Source organism: Paraburkholderia sediminicola, from assembly GCF_046026895.1.
GTDB lineage: Bacteria > Pseudomonadota > Gammaproteobacteria > Burkholderiales > Burkholderiaceae > Paraburkholderia > Paraburkholderia sediminicola_C.
On the sequence record NZ_JAQQEU010000002.1, the window covers coordinates 209195 to 226282 of the forward strand.

Below are 17088 nucleotides of genomic sequence, written 5' to 3' on the forward strand. Positions count from 1 at the left end.
CGGCTGACGTGTGCGACTGCGTGGTCTGTCGGGGCCGCGCGGCGCCGGCGCATCGAGACACGATCACGTTGCGGGCATCAGCGGCGGGCGCGCCTGCTGCGGCGCGCTTTCGATCGTCACTTCGCTGTGCAAGAGGAACGTTGCCAATTCCGGCGCGCCGGGTTGGGCATCGGTCACCAGGGTCCAGTCGCGCTCGAGTGGTGTCCAGTGCTGCTGGCTCGCGCGATCCAGTTTGTGCGATGTCACCAGCACGAAGACGTTGGCCGCCTGCCTGATGATGCACTCCTTCAGATAGGCCTGCTCGGCGGTCGCCTCGCAGAGCCCGCGCCCGGCGACTACACCGTCCGCGCCAAGAAAGGCCTTGTCGACGGACAGGCGGTTCAACGCAATCTGCGCGAGCGGCCCGAGCGTGCTCATGCTGGAGGGCCGCAGGTCGCCGCCGATCAGCGTGACCGGCACGTCGCTCGATGCGAGCAGGCCGATTGCCAGCAGGTTGTTGGTGACCACCCGAATCTCGCGGCGCCCGGCCAGCAGTCGGGCCATGGCGGCGGTGGTGGTGCCGCCGTCGAGAAAGATGGTGTCGCCGTCCTGAACGTGGCGCACCGCTGCCTGCGCGATCGCATCCTTTTGCTCGCGGAAGCTTTCGCGCCGCAGATCGAGCGACTCTTCGGGTTCGTGAATCCCGACCGAGGCGGCCGCTCCCCCATACGTGCGCACGATCAGCCGTTCGTCGGCGAGCGCGCGCAGATCGCGCCGCACGGTGGCTTCCGACATGCCGAAATGCTCGCACAGGGCGCCTACGTCGTTCATGCCGGACAGGACGGCCTTCAGCATTGCCTCGCGGCGGTTCGTAACTTTCATGGTGATAGAGGGTAGTGGGTCGTCCGAATGGTGCGCGCAATAGACGGGAAAGGCGCCAACGGGCGTAAGTGTAATCAAACCGGTTGCCGGGGCAACGCCGGGGGCAGGGCCGCCGCGCTCGCGGTGGTTGTCACGGGGTGCAAGCGCTTGGTCTATTTTGATCGATTCGGTCAATCCTGGCGCGCGTTCCGGCTAAAAAGGCTGGTTTGCGGCAAATTTGCCAAAGCTCACGACTTTTTGATGATTGAATTGCGCATACCCGCACCGTCACGTACACTGCGAATGATCGCAACGATCAATTTAGATGATTGAGTCGATCATTTTTCAAACAGGAGACACTGATGGCCCAGCTTCCTATCAAACGCGCAATCGAACGCGTCCCGGGCGGGATGATGATCGTCCCGCTGCTTTTCGGCGCACTGATCGCTACCTTCTTGCCGGACATGCCGAAGTTTTTCGGCTCGTTCACGAATGCGCTGTTTACCGGCGCGTTGCCGATCCTCGCCGTGTTCTATGTGTGCATGGGCTCGTCGATCGATGTGAAGGCCACGCCTTATCTGCTCAAGAAGGGCGGCGCGCTGTTCGCGGCGAAGGTCGGCTCGGCGATTCTGGTGGGTGTCGTGCTCGGCCATTTTCTGGGTGAGCAGCCGGTTTCGTCCGGGCTGTTCGCGGGAATGTCGACGCTGGCGGTGGTCGCCGCGATGAATGACACGAACGGCGGCCTGTACATGGCGTTGATGGGTCAATATGGCAAGTCTGAAGACGTCGGCGCTTACACCATCATGTCGCTCGAATCAGGCCCGTTCCTTACGATGGTCACACTCGGCGTGGCCGGGCTGTCGGCGTTTCCGTGGCAGACGCTGGTCGGCAGCATCCTGCCGCTCGCGGCCGGCATGCTGCTCGGCAATCTGGACCGTGAGATGCGCAATTTTCTCAGCCGCGCTGTGCCGGTGATGATTCCGTTCTTCGCGTTGGCACTGGGCGCGAGCCTCGACCTGCACAAAGTATGGCAGGCCGGCCTGCTCGGCATGGGCCTCGGCGTGGCGGTGGTGATCGTGACGGGCATCCCCCTGTATCTGACCGACCGGCTGACCGGCGGCACGGGTGTCGCGGGCGTGGCGGCAGCCAACACCGCAGGCAACGGAGCGGCCGTGCCGGCGCTGATCGCGGCGGCCAACCCGGTCTATGCCGAGGCCGCGAAAAGCGCGACCTTGCTGGTCGCCTCGTGCGTCGTCGTGACTGCGATCGTGTCGCCGATCCTCACTGCGGCCGTCGCAAAGCGGGTCGGCAAGCATGCCGACGCCCGTCGCGCCGCCGCCCTGGAGGCGACCCGGTGAGCCACACGGGCATTCTGATCATCGCCGACGATCTGTCCGGCGCCGCCGACTGCGCGATTGCGTTCGCGGGCGCGGGGCGCAGTACGGCGGTGACGCTGAACGCGTCGCGCCCGATGGGCGCGGCGCAGGTGATCGCGGTGGACACGGACACGCGCCGCATGCGGCCCACCGAAGCCGCGCACTGCACCCGCGCCGCGTGGCTGACGCAGCGCGGGCCGGGGCGGCGTCTGTACAAGAAAATCGATTCGACCTTGCGCGGCAACTGGGCTGCGGAAGTCGCCGCGTTGCAGCCGCTCGCGGGCCTCGCCATTGTCGCCACGGCGTTTCCCGCCACCGGGCGCACCGTGCGCGAGGGCCGCGTATTCGTGCGCGGCGTGCCGCTCGAAAACACGGAAACGTGGAAGCTCGAACACGCCGCGCAGTGCGCAGACCTGAACGCGATGGTCGAGGCCGCCGGATTGCGCACCGCGGCTCTGGGTATCGACGCGCTGCGTGGCGATACCGCAGCGTTGCGCGATGCGATCGCCGCGGTGGCCAACAGCGGCGCGCAGGCGCTCATCGTCGATGCGGAAACGGATGCGGATCTGAGGGCACTCGCGCAAGCGACGGCGTCGCTGGACGAAGCCCTGTTCTGGGTCGGCTCAGGCGGTCTGGCTCGCGAACTGGCATCGTTGAGCGACCTGTTCGATGTCGCCACGCAAGCGGCGCAAGACATGCCGCTGGAGCCGCAGCAGCAGAGCAGCGCGATTCTGATTCTGGTGGGCAGCCTGTCAGCCGTCTCGGAACAGCAATGCACGATGCTGCGCGAGCGTGCGGGCGTGCGCGAGCTGATCGTGCCGCCGGCCGTGCTGCGTGCCGGCGAGCTTCATCTGGAGTGGGCGGGCTGGCAAGCGCGCGTCGGCGCGCATCTGGGCGCGCACACCGACTTGCTGGTGCGAATCGGCCGCGACGATCTGTTCGATCCCGCCGAGGGCGCCCAGTTGTCGGCGGCGCTCGCTTCGCTCGTCGCACCGTTTTTCTCGCATCTGAGCGGCTTGATCGCGACGGGCGGCGAAACAGCGCGGGCCATGCTCGGTACAGCCGGTATCGACAGCCTGCAACTGCTTTCGGAAATCGAGCCGGGGGTAGCGGTGGGCCGCCCGCACGGCAACCCGCGCCTCACCGTCGTCACCAAAGCCGGCGCCTTTGGCAGCGAGCACGCGCTGTATGGCGCCTACCTTCATCTGCGCGGCACAGCGCAATCCGCTGACAGCGAATCCGCATCGACTCACCCGAGCGGCACAACGACATCTTCGCCGGCGCGCGAAACGAACCAACGACATCCTGGCAAAACATCATGAGCAACTATCTTCCAGTCATCGGCATCACGATGGGCGACGCAGCGGGCGTGGGTCCGGAAATCATCGTCAAGAGCTTGACGCACGAGTCCGTCTATCGGCAGTGCCGCCCGCTCGTCATCGGCGATGCGGCGCGCCTCGAGCAGGCTAACCGGATTGTCGGCGGCACCGCGAAAGTGCGCCGCATCGAGAAGCCGGCGGATGCGCACTATGAACGGGGCACCATCGACTGCATCGACCTCGCGCTGATTCCCGCGGACTTGCCTTTCGGCGCGCTGTCGGCTCTCGCGGGCGATGCCGCGTATCAGTACATCGCGCGTGCCGTCGAACTCGCGAAGGCCGACGAGATCGATGCAATCTGCACGGCGCCGCTGAACAAGGAAGCGTTGCACGCGGGCGGTCACAAGTATCCCGGCCACACTGAAATGCTCGCGCATCTCACGGGCATCGAGGAGGTGTCGATGATGCTGGTCGCACCGAAACTGCGGGTGATTCACGTCACGACCCACATCGGCATCATCGACGCGATCCGCAAGATCGAGCCGGGCCTCGTGCAACGCACGCTCGAGCGAGGTCATGCGACGCTGGTCAAAGCGGGCATTGCCAATCCGCGCATCGCCGTGTGCGGCATCAACCCGCATGCCGGCGAAAACGGCCTGTTCGGTTATGGCGAGGAAGAGGAAAAGATCGTTCCGGCCGTCCAGGTCTTACGCGAACGCGGCTGGGACATCGAAGGCCCGCTGCCTGCCGACACGCTGTTCTTCCGTGCGGGACGCGGCGACTTCGATCTGGTGGTCGCGATGTACCACGATCAGGGCCATGGTCCGGTCAAGGTGCTCGGGCTCGAAGCCGGCGTCAACGTGACGGTCGGCCTCGATGTGATCCGTACCTCGGTCGATCACGGCACGGCGTTCGATATCGCAGGCAAAGGCATCGCTGACGAACGCAGCCTGCTCGAAGCACTGCGTCAAGGCGCCGAACTCGCAACGCGCCGCGCCTGACGCGGTTCGAAATGGATGCAGGTAGGCGCACGGTGCCGCCCGCTCGCGCGGAGTGACAGCGTGCCGTTAGGGCTGTAGTTGCAATGGCTATGCACACACGACGTACTGAAGATTTTCGCGAAAGGCTACTCGAAGCGGGTGTCGCGCTGTTCGCCGAAACGGGTTATCACGGCACCGGCGTCAAAGACATCGTCGAGCGTGCCGGCGTGCCGAAGGGCTCGTTCTACAACTACTTCGAGAGCAAAGAGGCATTCGGCGCGGCGATCCTGCACCACTACGCGCAGGAGCAGGCCGTTGAGTGGCAGCAGTATTCGCGCGAAGCGGCGTCTGCTGACCCGCTACTGGCGCTGCGCGGCATCTACGCGCGCATCGTCGCCGACTACGAAGACTGTGACGACCGCTGCGGTTGTCTGGTCGGCAACTTTGCGGGCGAGATCGCACAGTCGAGCAATCTGTGCCGGCTCGCTGCGCGCAGGACGGTCAATGAATGGCGTGTCGGCTGTGCCGATTATCTGCGGCGCGGCCAGGAATACGGCTCCGTGCGGCGCGATCTTTCGGCCGATGCCATGGCTGACCTTTTCTGGAACGCGTGGGAAGGCAGCCTGTTGCGCATGAAGCTGGACGACTCGGTCGAGCCGCTGAAGGCTTGTGTGCATTCAATGTTCGATCTGTTTTTCAAATCCCCACGGTAACGGTCGTAGCTGGTCTGAACGGCGTCTGGTCTCGATCCGGGCAACCGTTTATTCCGGTTTGAGACGACCGGTCATTTGAATGTAAGGAAGAGTGATTTCAATGCAGAACTTTACGTTTCAGAACCCCACGCGAATCATTTTCGGCGAAGGCCAGATTGCCGCGCTCGATGCTCACGTCCCGCCCAACGCACGGGTGCTGATTACGTGCGGCGGCGGCAGCATCAAGAGCAACGGTGTGCTCGCGCAAGTGCAGGCGGCGCTCGGTGAGCGCGCGTGGCACGTGTTCGGCGGCATCGAGCCGAATCCCACTTACGAAACGCTGATGGAAGCGGTCGCGTTCGCCCGCGAGAAGGACATCGACTTTTTGCTGGCGGTGGGCGGCGGCTCGGTGATCGACGGGACCAAGTTCATCGCGGCGGCGATGAAGTTTGACGGCGAGCCATGGGACATTCTGGCCAAGCAGGCGCCGGTGCGCGATGCGGTGCCGTTCGGCAGCGTGCTGACACTGCCCGCGACCGGTTCGGAAATGAACAATGGCAGCGTCATCAGCTACCGCGCGAAGGGCGACAAGCTGTTTTTCACGAGCGATGCGACCTATCCGCTCTTCTCGGTGCTCGATCCGACCACGACGTATTCGTTGCCGCCGCGGCAGATTGCCAACGGTGTCGTCGATGCGTTCGTTCATATCGTAGAGCAGTATCTGACCTATCCGGTGGACGCCAGGGTACAGGACCGTTTTGCCGAAGGCCTGCTGATCACGCTGACCGAAGTCGGCCCGCAAGCGCTTGCCGAGCCGCACAACTATACGGTGCGCGCCAACCTGATGTGGACGGCGACGCTGGCGCTGAACGGCCTGATCGGCGCCGGCGTGCCGCAGGACTGGGCGACTCACATGCTCGGCCACGAGATCACGGCGCTGTACGGACTCGACCACGCACAGACGCTCGCGATCGTCCTGCCGGCCATGCTGAGCGTGCGCCGCGAGTCGAAGCGCGGCAAGTTGCTGCAGTACGCCGAACGCGTCTGGAACATCACCGAGGGCAGCGACGACGAGCGTATCAGTGCGGCGATCACGGCGACCCGCGTGTTCTTCGAACGCATGTCGGTGGGAACCCGCTTGCGCGATTACCGGATTGGCGGGCAGTCGATCGGCACGCTGATCGCGAAGCTCGAAGAGCACGGCATGACGGCATTGGGCGAACACGGCGACGTGACGCTCGACGTGAGCCGTCAGGTCTATCAAGTTGCAGTCTGAACCGGCCGCGCATTTGCGCGGCTGATCATTTGGAGTGTCATTGTGAAAATTGGATTTGTTGGACTTGGCTCGATGGGCGCCGCGATCGCGAAGAACCTGATCGACGCCGGGCATGACGTGCAGGTTTTCAACCGGAGTCCGGCACGCGCCGAACCGTTGCGCGAAGCGGGGGCGGGCGTCGCGTCGAGTCCCGCGCAGGCGGCGCTGGAGGCCGACGTGGTGTTCACGATGGTGGCCGACGATGCCGCGCACGCCGCGGTCACGTTCGGCGAGGCGGGCATCGCCACCACGCTGAGACCGGGTGCGCTGCATATCTCGATGAGCACCATCAGTGTCGCCGCCGCGCAGGATCACGCGGCGAAGTATCGTGAAGCGGGTCTTGCGTTCGTGTCCGCGCCGGTGTTCGGCCGGCCCGATGCCGCGGCGGCGCGCAAGCTGTTCATCATGGCGGCCGGAGCGCACGAGCACCTCAAGCTTGCCGTGCCGCTTCTGGAAACGCTTGGGCAGTCGGTGGGCATTGTCGGCGAGGATCCTTCGCAGGCCAACCTGGTGAAACTGATCGGCAATTTCATGCTGTCCGTGATCATCGAAACGCTGGGCGAAGCCTGTGCCGTGGCGGGCAAGGCCGGCATCGATCCGATGCGTCTGATCGAGCTGTTGACGAGCGCAAACTTCAACGCGCCGCCCTACAAGATCTACGGTTCGATGATTGCGTCGCAGCAGTTTCAGCCGCCTGGCTTCTCGTTGCCGCTCGGCCAGAAGGATAACCGTCTGATGCTGGCGGCCGCCGAGGCACTTGGCGTTCCGCTGCCGCTCGCAAGTCTCGTTCACGACCGCTTCCTGACGTTGCGCTCGCAAGGGCTCGGCGCTGAGCATGACTGGTCGGCGGTGGCGCTTTGTGCGCTGTCCGATGCCGGTTTGAGCAAGGCGCTTCACGGCGGTTGAGCACAATGAGCACGATGCCGCTCGCTATGAGCGGCATTCGACGCGTCGCGTCTCCTTCCCTTAAGGATCGTCGAACGTCCGGCCGAGTGTTTGCTGGTTCATCAGTTACGAAAACTGATGACGCTCGAAGAACAAGTTTTTTCTGCAAGTCGTCTCGGAGTTCAAATGTGGCTAAGCGCCGCAGTGCCGTCGCAATCGAGGTGAATGCGGCCTCGGCGATATCGCTATAGAATTGACGCGCCACATCCGTGAATGTCGATTATTGGCAAGACAGTAGGGCCGTTTCGCAACTCTCTCTTCGATACACTTTCAATGTCCCATAGTACTCACCGGCCCACGGGCCGCGCTTCTGCTGGTCGGCGTCACCTCAGCAAGGAGATGCTGCTTCCCATGACGAGGCAAGCTGTCTCCGATATCTCGCTCGCGAATCACCTTGCTCTTGCGGTCTGTCGCAAAGGGCAAGGCAATGCTCATCTGATTAATGAGCTGAGCAGAGTCGTATATCTGACGTACTACTTACAAGAAGCCGGATTCGGTGATGCACCTGTCGATTTGTACCGGCGTGCGGAGGCGGCATTGGAACAAGCTGCCGGCAGGTCGCAGCGTGACGGAGTGGGGCAGGTTAATGACGAGGTCGCAGCCATGCTCGAAGAAATTTTGGGCATTCACGATCAGCAACTGACGGCGGCTGCGGCCAGGCACGTGATTGAGGCCAACGCGCGGTTTTCCAGGTTCATCAAAAGCGACTTTCGCTCGCCATTTTCGAAAGACGCACAGACGAACGATCGCCGGGACGACGCCCACTTCAGCGTTTCCGCGACCGCCAACAGCTTGCAATAGAACGGACAGGGAACGCGCTCCGAAGTCCTCAACATTCGGGGCATGCCGTTCCCAGGCCGTGCAGACGTGTTCAGTTAGCGCTGCGTTCCGTTGCTGTCGCGACGAGTGCCGGCGCTGCAGCCGCCTGAGCGAGTTCATCGCTCGACCATCCACCGCCGAGCGCATGCAGGAGTTGCACATTCGCGCTCAGCTGGCGTGTCTGGATATCGAGCACGCTGCGTTGCGCGTCGAGTGCGACCGTCTGCGCCTGCACGACATCGAGGTATCCCACTACACCCTGGCGATATTGACGTAACGCGAGGTCGACCGAGTACTGGGCGGCGTTTGCTGCATCCCGTTGCTCGCCAAGCGCATTGCCGAGATACGACAGCAGCGCAAGGTTGTCTTCAACCTGCTGGAATGCAAACAGCACCACACTGCGGTAACGATCTCCCGCTTCTTCGGTTGCCGCCTTGGCGGAATCGAGCTGCGCACGACGGTATCCGCCGTCGAACACGTACTGCACAAGCTGCGGGCCGACCGCCCAGAACAGGTTGGGCGCGCTAACCAGGCCGGCGTAGGCCGCGCTTTGCACACCACCCTGCAAGCTGAGCATGATGTCGGGGAAGTAAGCCGCCCGCGCGACGCCGATCTTTGCGTTGGCCTCGGCCACCCGGCGTTCCGCTGCGGCGACGTCGGGGCGGCGCTGCAGCAGCGTCGAGGGCAGGCCGGTCGGAATCGCCGGCAACGCGATGGCGGCGGTCTGGGGCGGCAGGCTGAATTCGGACGCGGAGGCGCCAACCAGGACCGCGATTGCGTGTTCGATCAGCGCCCGTTGCGCCAGGTTCTGTGACAGCTGCGACTTCGCCGATGAAAGCTGCGTTTGCGCGCGGGACACGTCGAGGCCCGACACGATCCCACTGTTGTGCAACGTTTGTGTGAGTTGCAGGGCCTTCGCATAGGCCACGACAGTCTCGTTCAACAACTCGGATTGCTGGTCGAGGCCGCGCAAGCGGACGTAACTGTCCGCCAGTTCGACCTGCAGGCTCAGCCTGACCGAGGCCAGATCGGCGTGGGTCGCCTGCGCCTCGTCCTTGCCGGCCACCACGGAGTCGCGCACGCGGCCCCAGAGGTCGAGGTCGTAGTTGATTTCGCCGCCAAGCGTAACGGAGTTGAAGTCGTTCGGCCCGCCCACGCGCAATGGCCGGTTCTCGGATTGGCGCTCACGCAGCGGCTGGGCGCTCACACTGACCGACGGGTAGAGTCCCGACTCGACCTGCGCCACGAAAGCCTGCGCTTGTGCATAGTGCGCGTACGCCGCGCGCAAGTCGGTGTTGTTGGCCAGCAGCCGCGTTTCGAGATCGTCGAGCTGCGCGTCGCCATACATCTTCCACCAGCCGTTGCGGTCGATGCGGTCGGCGGGCTGTGCCGTGGTCCACGGTCCAAAGGTCTTGTATTGCGCAGCGACCGGTGCCGGCGGAACCTGATATTGTGGCGCGAGCGAGCAGGCGCACAGTGCGACGACGCTCGCGAGAAGCGCCGGAAGTCCGTACTTAACCATGTGCAATTGCCTTCTTGCCGGTCGCTGTCGCAATCTGCACGCTGTCGCCGTCGGCGAGTCCGTCGGGCGGTGTATCGATCACGCGATCGGTTGCGGCTAGCCCCGAGCCGATCTCCACCGAGTTGCCCAGGTCGCGGTCGATCTTCACCTGCTTGAACAGCACGTGACCGTTCGCGCCAAGCGTGGCGACCACGACGCCGCGGCTATCGAAGACGAGCGCGCTCGCCGGCACTCGAAGCGAATCGGCGGAGGCGGGCAACGAGAATTTGAGGCTGGCGAACCCGCCCGGCAGCAGCTTGTCGTTGGCGTTGTTAACCAGCAGTTGAACCAGCGTCGTTCCCGAACTCGAATTCACCGAGTCCGCCGCTGCAATCACACGCGCGGTGAACTGCTGGTCGGGATACTCGGGAACGGTCAGGATGGCGGTCGTGCCGTCGTGTATCGCCGGTGCGTAATTCTGCGGCACCTGCACATACACGCGTAACTGTTTGACGTCGGAGACCGCGAACAGCTCCTGACCCACCGCGCCGCTGCCGGCGTTGACCAACGCGCCGACGTCGGTATCGCGGGCGGTCACCACGCCATCGAACGGCGCAACGATGCGCGCGAAGGCCTTGGTCGCGACGAGGCGGTCAACGTTGGCCTTCGCGGCCGCTACGATTGCCTCCTTGGCGGTGTAGTCGGCGGTGCGTTGGTCGACATCCTGCTGGGCGACGGAATCCGTGCCGCTCAGCGCTTCCCAGCGCTTGGCCGTCGTACCCGCCACCACAGCGTTCGCCTGCGCGCTCTGGAGATCCGCGCGCGCCTGCAATAGCTGCTGGTCGAGTTCGGGCGTTTCGATTTCGGCCAGTACCTGCCCCGCTTTGACGGGCGCGCCGATATCGACACTCCATGATTTCAGATAGCCGCTGACCTGCGCGAAAATCGGCGCCCGCGTATACGCTTCGAGGCGGCCGGGCAGTTGCAGCGAGGGGCCGTTGGCGTCGCGCACGGGCTGGATCACGTTGACGGTCGGTACGGCCTGGGCGTCGGTCCAGGTTTTCAGCTTGCGGGCATCGTCGGCTCGCAGCGTGACGCCGGCAACGACGATGCCTGCGACGATCAGCAGGCCGACCACGCCTGCTATCAGAAGCGGGCGGCGCGATGGCGTATTAGTGGGAAAAGTGGATTCAGACGACATGAGCAGGACCTCCCGAGACGGATGCCGGGGTAGCCGCGCGCCCGGGGCGCGCGTGCACGATACAAAAAATGACAGGGACGAGGAACAGCGACGCGGTGGTGGCAAACAGCAGACCGCCGATCACGGCGCGGCCAAGCGGCGCGTTTTGCTCACCGCCTTCGCCGAGGGCGAGCGCCATCGGCAGCATGCCGATGATCATCGAGAGCGCGGTCATCAGCACCGGGCGAAAACGTGTAAAGCCTGCTTCGAGGGCGGCCTTGAACGGGTCGCCATGCGCGGCCAGTCGTTCGCGGCAGAAACTGACGACCAGAATCGAGTTGGCCGTCGCCACCCCCATGCACATGATCGCTCCGGTCAATGCGGGTACGGAGAGCGTCGTGTGGGTCGCGAACAGCATCCAGACAATACCTGCCAACGCTGCCGGCAAGGCGGTCACGATCACGAACGGGTCGGCCCACGACTGGAAATTGACCACGATTAGCAGATAGATCAACACCACTGCGCCGAGCAGGCCGAACAACATGCCGGCAAAGGCGCTGTTCATCGTCTGCACCTGGCCCAGCAGCGAGACGGCCGAACCCTTGGGCAAGGTGCTGGCGTTGTCATGCACGATGCGCTGGATATCGGATGCCACCGCGCCCAGGTCGCGGCCCTGGGTGGTCGCGAAGATCTCGACCATCGGCTGGATGTTGTACTGGCTGACAACCTCGTTGCTGCTGGTGCGTTCGACGGTCGCCAGACCACCGAGGATCTGCGCGGTGCTGCCGCCGCTGGCCGTGATCGGCAGATTTTGCAAGGCGGCGAGCGAATCGAGACTGTATTGCGGCGTTTGCATCACGATCGGATACGAGACGCCGTTCGCGTTGTTCAGCCAGAACGTGGGCGCGACCTGGCTGGAACCCGCGAGGTTCACCACCATGCTGTTCGTCACGTCGCGCTCGGTGATGCCGAGCAATTGCGCCCGCGTGCGGTCGACATCGACGTTAAAGGTCGGGTTGCCGTGCGACTGTTCGATGCGTGCGTCGACCACGCCCGGCACATCGCGAACCTGGCGCAGCAGCCGGTCCGCATACGCGTAGTTGGCGTTCAGGTCATTGCCGCGAATCTGCAGATCGATCGGCGCCGGCGAGCCGAAGTTCAGGATCTGACTGATGATGTCCGCCGGCGGGAACGAGAACGTGACGCCCGGGAATTCGCGCGGCAACCTCTCGCGCATGACGCGAACGTACTCGTCGGTGGGACGATGGCCATCATTCAGCGCGATCTGGATGTCGCCGTCCTCCGAGCCGACCGTGCCGGTGTTGTTGTACGCGGTATTGATGCCGCTGACGGGCAGACCCATGTTGTCGACCACGGTGCCGAGATCCGCCGGTGGAATGATCTGGCGGATCGCGCTTTCGACATTCGCGAAAATCTGCGCAGTCTTTTCGACGCGAACGCCAACTGGTGCGCGCACATGCATCAGGATCTGTCCGGAATCGACCGAAGGGAAGAAGTTGCGGCCGAGAAACGGCACCAGCGCGAAGGAGAGGACGACAAAGCCGAGGAAGCCACTGACGAACGGACGCCGGTGAGTCAGCGCGAGTTCGAGCAACCCGCGGTAGGCGCTACGCACTTTTTCAAAGCGCGCCTCGAAGCCGCGCTGGAAACGCGCAAGCGGACCGGGACGCTTCGTGTCATGGGCGTGCTCGTCCTGCACATGCTGTTTCAGCAGGTATTTCGCCATCGTCGGCACAAGGGTTCGCGACAGGATGAACGACGCGATCATCGCGAAGATCACCGCTTCGGCCATCGGCACGAACAGGAAACGCGCGACGCCGTTCAGGAAAAACATCGGCACGAACACGATGCAGATACACAGCAGCGAGACGAACGCCGGCGTGACGATCTGCGCGGCGCCATCGAGAATAGCCGTCTCCACCTCCTTGCCATGTTCGAGGTGCCAGTTGATGTTTTCAATCGTCACCGTGGCATCGTCGACCAGAATTCCCACCGCTAGTGCGAGACCGCCGAGCGTCATGATGTTCAAAGTCTCGCCGAGCGCGGATAGCGTCGCGATGGAGCCGAGGATTGCGAGCGGGATCGAGGTTGCGATGATGATCGTCGAGCGCCAGCTGCCCAGGAACAGCAGGATCATCAGACTCGTCAGCACGGCCGCGATCACGCCCTCGCGCGCCACGCCGGTGATGGCCGCTCGCACGAACAGCGACTGGTCGCCGATGGGTTCGATCTGCAGGTTCGCGGGCCACGACGCTTTCCCTGCCGCAAGCCGCTCCTTGATGCCGGAGATGATGCCGAGCGTCGAAACCGAACCGTTCTTGAGCACGGACATCAGTACCGAGCGCCGGCCGTCGACGTGCACGATATTGGTCTGCGGCGGGCTGCCGTCGCGTACATTCGCAATGTCACGAATATAGACCGTGGTGCCATTGGCCGCCTTGACCGGCAGATCGCCCAAGGTCTTGATTTGCGACGGCGCATTGTTCAGTTGCAGCGTGTACTCGTAGTCACCGATCTTTTCCGTGCCTACCGGCGTAATCAGGTTCTGGCCGGCAAGTGCATTCGCTACGTCCTGCGCGGATAAGCCGCGCGCCTGCAGCGCCGCCGGGTCGATGTCGATCTGTACCTGACGTGTCTTGCCGCCGAACGGGTAGGGAATTGCTGCGCCTGCGACCGTCGTGAGAACCGGGCGCACCGCATTCAGGCCCAAGTCACCGAGATTCTGTTCGGAGAGTCCCTTGCCAGACAGCGCCAGCTGGATGATCGGTACGGTCGACGCGCTGTAGTTCAGGATCAGCGGAGGCGTCGTGCCTGCAGGCAACTGCCGTAACTGAGTTTGCGCGACCGCCGTTACTTGCGCGTTCGCCGTACTGATATTTACCCCCGGCTGGAAGAATATCTTGATGATCCCGAAGCCGGCGACCGATTCCGCTTCGATATGCTCAACGTCGTTCACGGTTGTTGTCAACGTGCGTTCGAACGGCGAGGTGATGCGGCCGACCATCTGGTCCGGCGGCAGACCCGTGTACTGCCACACGACGCTGATCACGGGAATCTTGATGTCCGGAAAGATATCGGTTGGCGTCCTCATCGCGGACAATGGGCCGATGATGAGAATGAAAATCGCCAGGACTACGAAAGTATAGGGTCGCCGAAGGGCGATACGGACTAGGCCGAGCATGAGAATTCCTGAGCTTGGGGTAAAACGTACGAGTGTCCTGGTGAAGGCTAGCGCGGCGTGCGATGACCCGCAGCCGCGTGCCTGTACCTGACACATGCACAGGACGAGCTTGACCGGACGATATAGTCGACCGTGATGGAATACTGGCTAGGTTTTCGCATAATCTGCATTTCTTGAGAACTGCTCTGCTGCTTAAGATCAATCAGACAACTTGCGCGCATCTTCCAATTGCCCGGCTTTTAGGAGAGAAAGGCATGCGCAACAAAGAAGGTTGACTTGGAATACGTGCCGACGTGCCGCAACGCAACCCAAGCGCGAATGTACACAAAGCTCGGCGCTTCTGCTGAAGGGCAAATGAAACATCAGGCGTGTGTGGAGGTCGGGTGGGCTGATTTCGCTTTGCCCGTACGCACCGCGAATACCTGTCGTTGTTGACATAGCGAGGTCTGGCAAGAGTCGGACGCTGAAGCACGAGCGCTGCTTTCTGCGAAGGCTAAACCTTCAGCGATTTTTATTACCAATTGTTCAAGAGGGGCATGCGTGTTAGTTGTAGAAGTGACTTTTGTGCAAAACAGTTGTGTGCAAAACAGGTGGACTGGAAAATGCGTTTGAAGAATCCCCTGCCCGGCGACCACGGCGTGTCAGCCGATAGTCGACGCGCCGCAGTATCACCGGATGCACCAGGCGAAACCAGTCCGTCGCGCTCGAGTTGGCGCGACCTTTACGGCGCCTTTCCGCACACTGTCGTCGGCGCAAGGCCCCGTCGTAGCAATTAGTTTCCGCGGAGAAAGTATGAAACCGTCAAGTGCCTGCTTGTGATCGTAACATCTGGCTGAAATAATCAGCTCGCATGCTTTCTTAATCGGCATATATCAGTTCTTCGGATCACATTCGAGTCGTGTGCCGTTCGTCAACCAACGAGCATCGCATGATTGTTGGTCGAAGCAGTCGAACGCGCTTGGTCATTCAGAAAAATTTAGCATTTCAACGCAGCGGCCTGCGTGTCGCATAGTCGTGCGCAGGTGTATCAGACTTCATTCGCGCAACACCAGAAGCCTACAAAGAGCAGCACAGTCCGATCAATGCTGGAGCCCGTATTCTCTACAACGTCGGAGGATGCGACGCGACGCATTGTTGCAAACCAATGGCGGGTTGTGCGGGCCGGCCACTGGGTATTCTTGATCCTCGCAGATACTACTATCACGGGTGGAAAGGATGACGAAGCGAATCGTTGTTGTAACGGGCGGTATGGGCGGCCTTGGAGAAGTGATCAGCACGAAACTGTACGACGCCGGTTATGCCGTCGTAGTAACGCACTCGACGAGCAATACCGGTTCAGCCCAATGGCTGGCTGGGATGGAATCGCGGGGTCGCGGTTTTCACGCATATCCGGTCGATGTGGCCGACTATGACTCGTGCCAGCACTGTGTAGCAAGAATTCAGGTTGAAGTCGGCCCCGTCGACATTCTAGTGAATAACGCCGGGATCACACAGGACATGACGCTCAGAAAAATGGACAAGGTCAACTGGGACGCGGTGATTCGCACCAATCTGGATTCGCTGTTCAATATGACCAAGCCGTTGTGCGAAGACATGGTCGCGCGCGGCTGGGGGCGAATCATCAACATCTCGTCCGTCAACGGGTCGAAGGGCTCTGTCGGCCAGACCAATTACGCCGCGGCCAAGGCCGGCATGCACGGCTTCACCAAATCGCTGGCGCTGGAAGTCGCGCGCAAAGGCGTAACTGTCAACACGGTTTCGCCAGGGTATCTTGCCACGAAGATGGTCACTGCGATTTCGCAGGAGATTCTGGACACAAAGATCCTGCCGCAGATTCCAGTTGGTCGTCTGGGCAAGCCAGATGAAGTCGCGGGCCTTGTCACGTATCTGTGCTCGGACGATGCAGGTTTTGTGACCGGGTCCAATATCGCCATCAACGGCGGCCAGCATATGCATTGATGCAGCGGCCTGTGACATTGTAGCGTCATCCAGCGCTTAGATTCGCGCAACGCAGCAACGCAAATACGTGTGCGAAGCTGGAGCAAGCTTCACTTCGAGCACCCACGAACGAACAAAGGCCGCTTTGCAAGCGGCCTTTGTTCGTTCGTGGGCTTGCGGCCTTCGGCTGCGAGCGGCGCTTTCAATAGCATGTCGACAGCCCCCTCTCCCTTTCGAAATGTCCGGGGTCAATGTTGCCCGCCGGACGTATCGGTTTGCTGGATTGAAGATTCAGTAACGAATGACGACCGAAGGAAAGTTTAGTTAATCGTCGCGTAACTCAAGACATCGGAGCGCGTCCTACACTTCGGTCCTTGCTCGATTCTGGAGTGCTTCATGGCACCGCAACCTTCCCTGGCGATTGACTCCGTACGTGGCTTCGAATTGACGCGCGACGGTCAGTATTTGATGTTGAAGGCTAATCAGACTTCCAGCATTGCGTTGCATTGTTCAGTCATGCACGAGTTGCTGGCGGCCTTGTCGAACGCTATTGGCGTGTCGGAGCGGATCCGTAGCAAGAAAAAGAGCGTGAAATTCGCGATGCCGTGTGAGGCCTGGGAGATTGGCAAGGACGCGGGTGCGGCCGCCCATCTGATTCTCACATTCCGTCTGCCCGGCGGTGCGGAACTCTCGTTTCGCATGCAACGCACTGAGGCCGTACACATGACGGAAGTGCTGGCGCTGGTGAGCGGCGTCGTAAGGGTCGGAAATCTGTCTCCCATCACCGTGCAATAGAACTCGCGTCTCAATCACCCACACCCCTCGATATGCGGCACAGCGTATTGCGCTCGGGTCTCCACCGTGTGTGTCTATCATTTGGCTTCCCTTCGCATGCTTGTTCAAACTTCAACGGTACGCCGCAGCAGGGCGGTGACGCTCGTCGGCCTGAGTGTGGCGGCGGTGTCGGCCCACGCGACGACA

The 17088-nt window shown here is 62.3% G+C and carries 13 protein-coding genes; 9 read left to right on the top strand and 4 right to left on the bottom strand.

What is annotated here, in order from left to right; genetic code table 11:
• Positions 1–63: 63 nt before the first annotated feature.
• Positions 64–861: a DeoR/GlpR family DNA-binding transcription regulator gene (locus tag PQR02_RS02910; protein ID WP_408225151.1), complete on the bottom strand. Its 798-nt coding sequence runs from the start codon at positions 859–861 to the stop codon at positions 64–66.
• A gap of 341 nt (positions 862–1202) precedes the next feature.
• On the opposite strand from PQR02_RS02910, the gene PQR02_RS02915 reads away from it, so the two are divergent.
• The 7 genes from PQR02_RS02915 to PQR02_RS02945 all read left to right on the top strand — a co-directional run bounded on the left by PQR02_RS02915 (position 1203) and on the right by PQR02_RS02945 (position 8268).
• On the top strand, positions 1203–2198 hold the full coding sequence (locus tag PQR02_RS02915; protein WP_408225154.1) for a 2-keto-3-deoxygluconate permease: 996 nt from the start codon (positions 1203–1205) through the stop codon (positions 2196–2198).
• Entirely contained in the window at positions 2195–3538 is a 1344-nt protein-coding gene (locus PQR02_RS02920) for a four-carbon acid sugar kinase family protein (RefSeq protein ID WP_408225157.1), read from the top strand. The genes PQR02_RS02915 and PQR02_RS02920 overlap by 4 nt, the downstream gene beginning before the upstream one ends.
• Entirely contained in the window at positions 3535–4536 is a 1002-nt protein-coding gene (gene pdxA / locus PQR02_RS02925) for a 4-hydroxythreonine-4-phosphate dehydrogenase PdxA (RefSeq protein WP_408225160.1), read from the top strand. Before PQR02_RS02920 ends, pdxA begins: the two co-directional genes overlap by 4 nt.
• 89 nt (positions 4537–4625) lie before the next feature.
• Positions 4626–5228, top strand: a complete 603-nt coding sequence (locus tag PQR02_RS02930) for a TetR/AcrR family transcriptional regulator (RefSeq protein WP_408225163.1) — start codon at positions 4626–4628, stop codon at positions 5226–5228.
• Between the two features lie 100 nt (positions 5229–5328).
• A complete protein-coding gene (gene yqhD / locus PQR02_RS02935) occupies positions 5329–6483 on the top strand; it encodes an alcohol dehydrogenase (RefSeq protein WP_408225166.1) in 1155 nt (384 codons plus the stop codon).
• A 42-nt stretch (positions 6484–6525) separates the two neighbouring features.
• Positions 6526–7428: an NAD(P)-dependent oxidoreductase gene (locus tag PQR02_RS02940; RefSeq protein WP_408225169.1), complete on the top strand. Its 903-nt coding sequence runs from the start codon at positions 6526–6528 to the stop codon at positions 7426–7428.
• 390 nt (positions 7429–7818) lie between these two features.
• Positions 7819–8268, top strand: a complete 450-nt coding sequence (locus tag PQR02_RS02945) for a hypothetical protein (protein ID WP_408225172.1) — start codon at positions 7819–7821, stop codon at positions 8266–8268.
• A gap of 70 nt (positions 8269–8338) precedes the next feature.
• On the opposite strand, the gene PQR02_RS02950 is transcribed toward PQR02_RS02945, so the two are convergent.
• The 3 genes from PQR02_RS02950 to PQR02_RS02960 are packed head-to-tail and all read right to left on the bottom strand — an operon-like array spanning position 8339 to position 14169.
• Positions 8339–9808, bottom strand: a complete 1470-nt coding sequence (locus PQR02_RS02950; RefSeq protein WP_408225175.1) for an efflux transporter outer membrane subunit — start codon at positions 9806–9808, stop codon at positions 8339–8341.
• Positions 9801–10988, bottom strand: a complete 1188-nt coding sequence (locus PQR02_RS02955) for an efflux RND transporter periplasmic adaptor subunit (protein WP_408225178.1) — start codon at positions 10986–10988, stop codon at positions 9801–9803. The genes PQR02_RS02950 and PQR02_RS02955 overlap by 8 nt, the downstream gene beginning before the upstream one ends.
• Entirely contained in the window at positions 10978–14169 is a 3192-nt protein-coding gene (locus PQR02_RS02960; protein WP_408225181.1) for an efflux RND transporter permease subunit, read from the bottom strand. The genes PQR02_RS02955 and PQR02_RS02960 overlap by 11 nt, the downstream gene beginning before the upstream one ends.
• Positions 14170–15384: 1215 nt before the next feature.
• Here PQR02_RS02960 and phbB point away from each other — a divergent pair.
• Positions 15385–16128, top strand: coding sequence for an acetoacetyl-CoA reductase (phbB, locus tag PQR02_RS02965; RefSeq protein ID WP_408225184.1), 744 nt, complete (start codon positions 15385–15387; stop codon positions 16126–16128).
• Positions 16129–16503: 375 nt separating this feature from the next.
• Positions 16504–16902 (top strand): hypothetical protein, encoded by a 399-nt coding sequence (locus PQR02_RS02970; RefSeq protein ID WP_408225187.1) that lies wholly within the window; start codon positions 16504–16506, stop codon positions 16900–16902.
• Positions 16903–17088 lie beyond the last annotated feature (186 nt).

Excerpts from the sequence above, each read along its gene's own strand:
- PQR02_RS02915 (WP_408225154.1), top strand. The coding sequence starts at position 1,203 with ATGGCCCAGCTTCCTATCAAACGCGCAATCGAACGCGTCCCGGGCGGG.
- PQR02_RS02910 (WP_408225151.1), bottom strand. The coding sequence starts at position 861 with ATGAAAGTTACGAACCGCCGCGAGGCAATGCTGAAGGCCGTCCTGTCC.
- phbB (WP_408225184.1), top strand. The coding sequence starts at position 15,385 with ATGACGAAGCGAATCGTTGTTGTAACGGGCGGTATGGGCGGCCTTGGA.
- PQR02_RS02930 (WP_408225163.1), top strand. The coding sequence starts at position 4,626 with ATGCACACACGACGTACTGAAGATTTTCGCGAAAGGCTACTCGAAGCG.
- PQR02_RS02955 (WP_408225178.1), bottom strand. The coding sequence starts at position 10,988 with ATGTCGTCTGAATCCACTTTTCCCACTAATACGCCATCGCGCCGCCCG.
- PQR02_RS02960 (WP_408225181.1), bottom strand. The coding sequence starts at position 14,169 with ATGCTCGGCCTAGTCCGTATCGCCCTTCGGCGACCCTATACTTTCGTA.
- PQR02_RS02970 (WP_408225187.1), top strand. The coding sequence starts at position 16,504 with ATGGCACCGCAACCTTCCCTGGCGATTGACTCCGTACGTGGCTTCGAA.
- PQR02_RS02945 (WP_408225172.1), top strand. The coding sequence starts at position 7,819 with ATGACGAGGCAAGCTGTCTCCGATATCTCGCTCGCGAATCACCTTGCT.
- pdxA (WP_408225160.1), top strand. The coding sequence starts at position 3,535 with ATGAGCAACTATCTTCCAGTCATCGGCATCACGATGGGCGACGCAGCG.
- yqhD (WP_408225166.1), top strand. The coding sequence starts at position 5,329 with ATGCAGAACTTTACGTTTCAGAACCCCACGCGAATCATTTTCGGCGAA.
- PQR02_RS02950 (WP_408225175.1), bottom strand. The coding sequence starts at position 9,808 with ATGGTTAAGTACGGACTTCCGGCGCTTCTCGCGAGCGTCGTCGCACTG.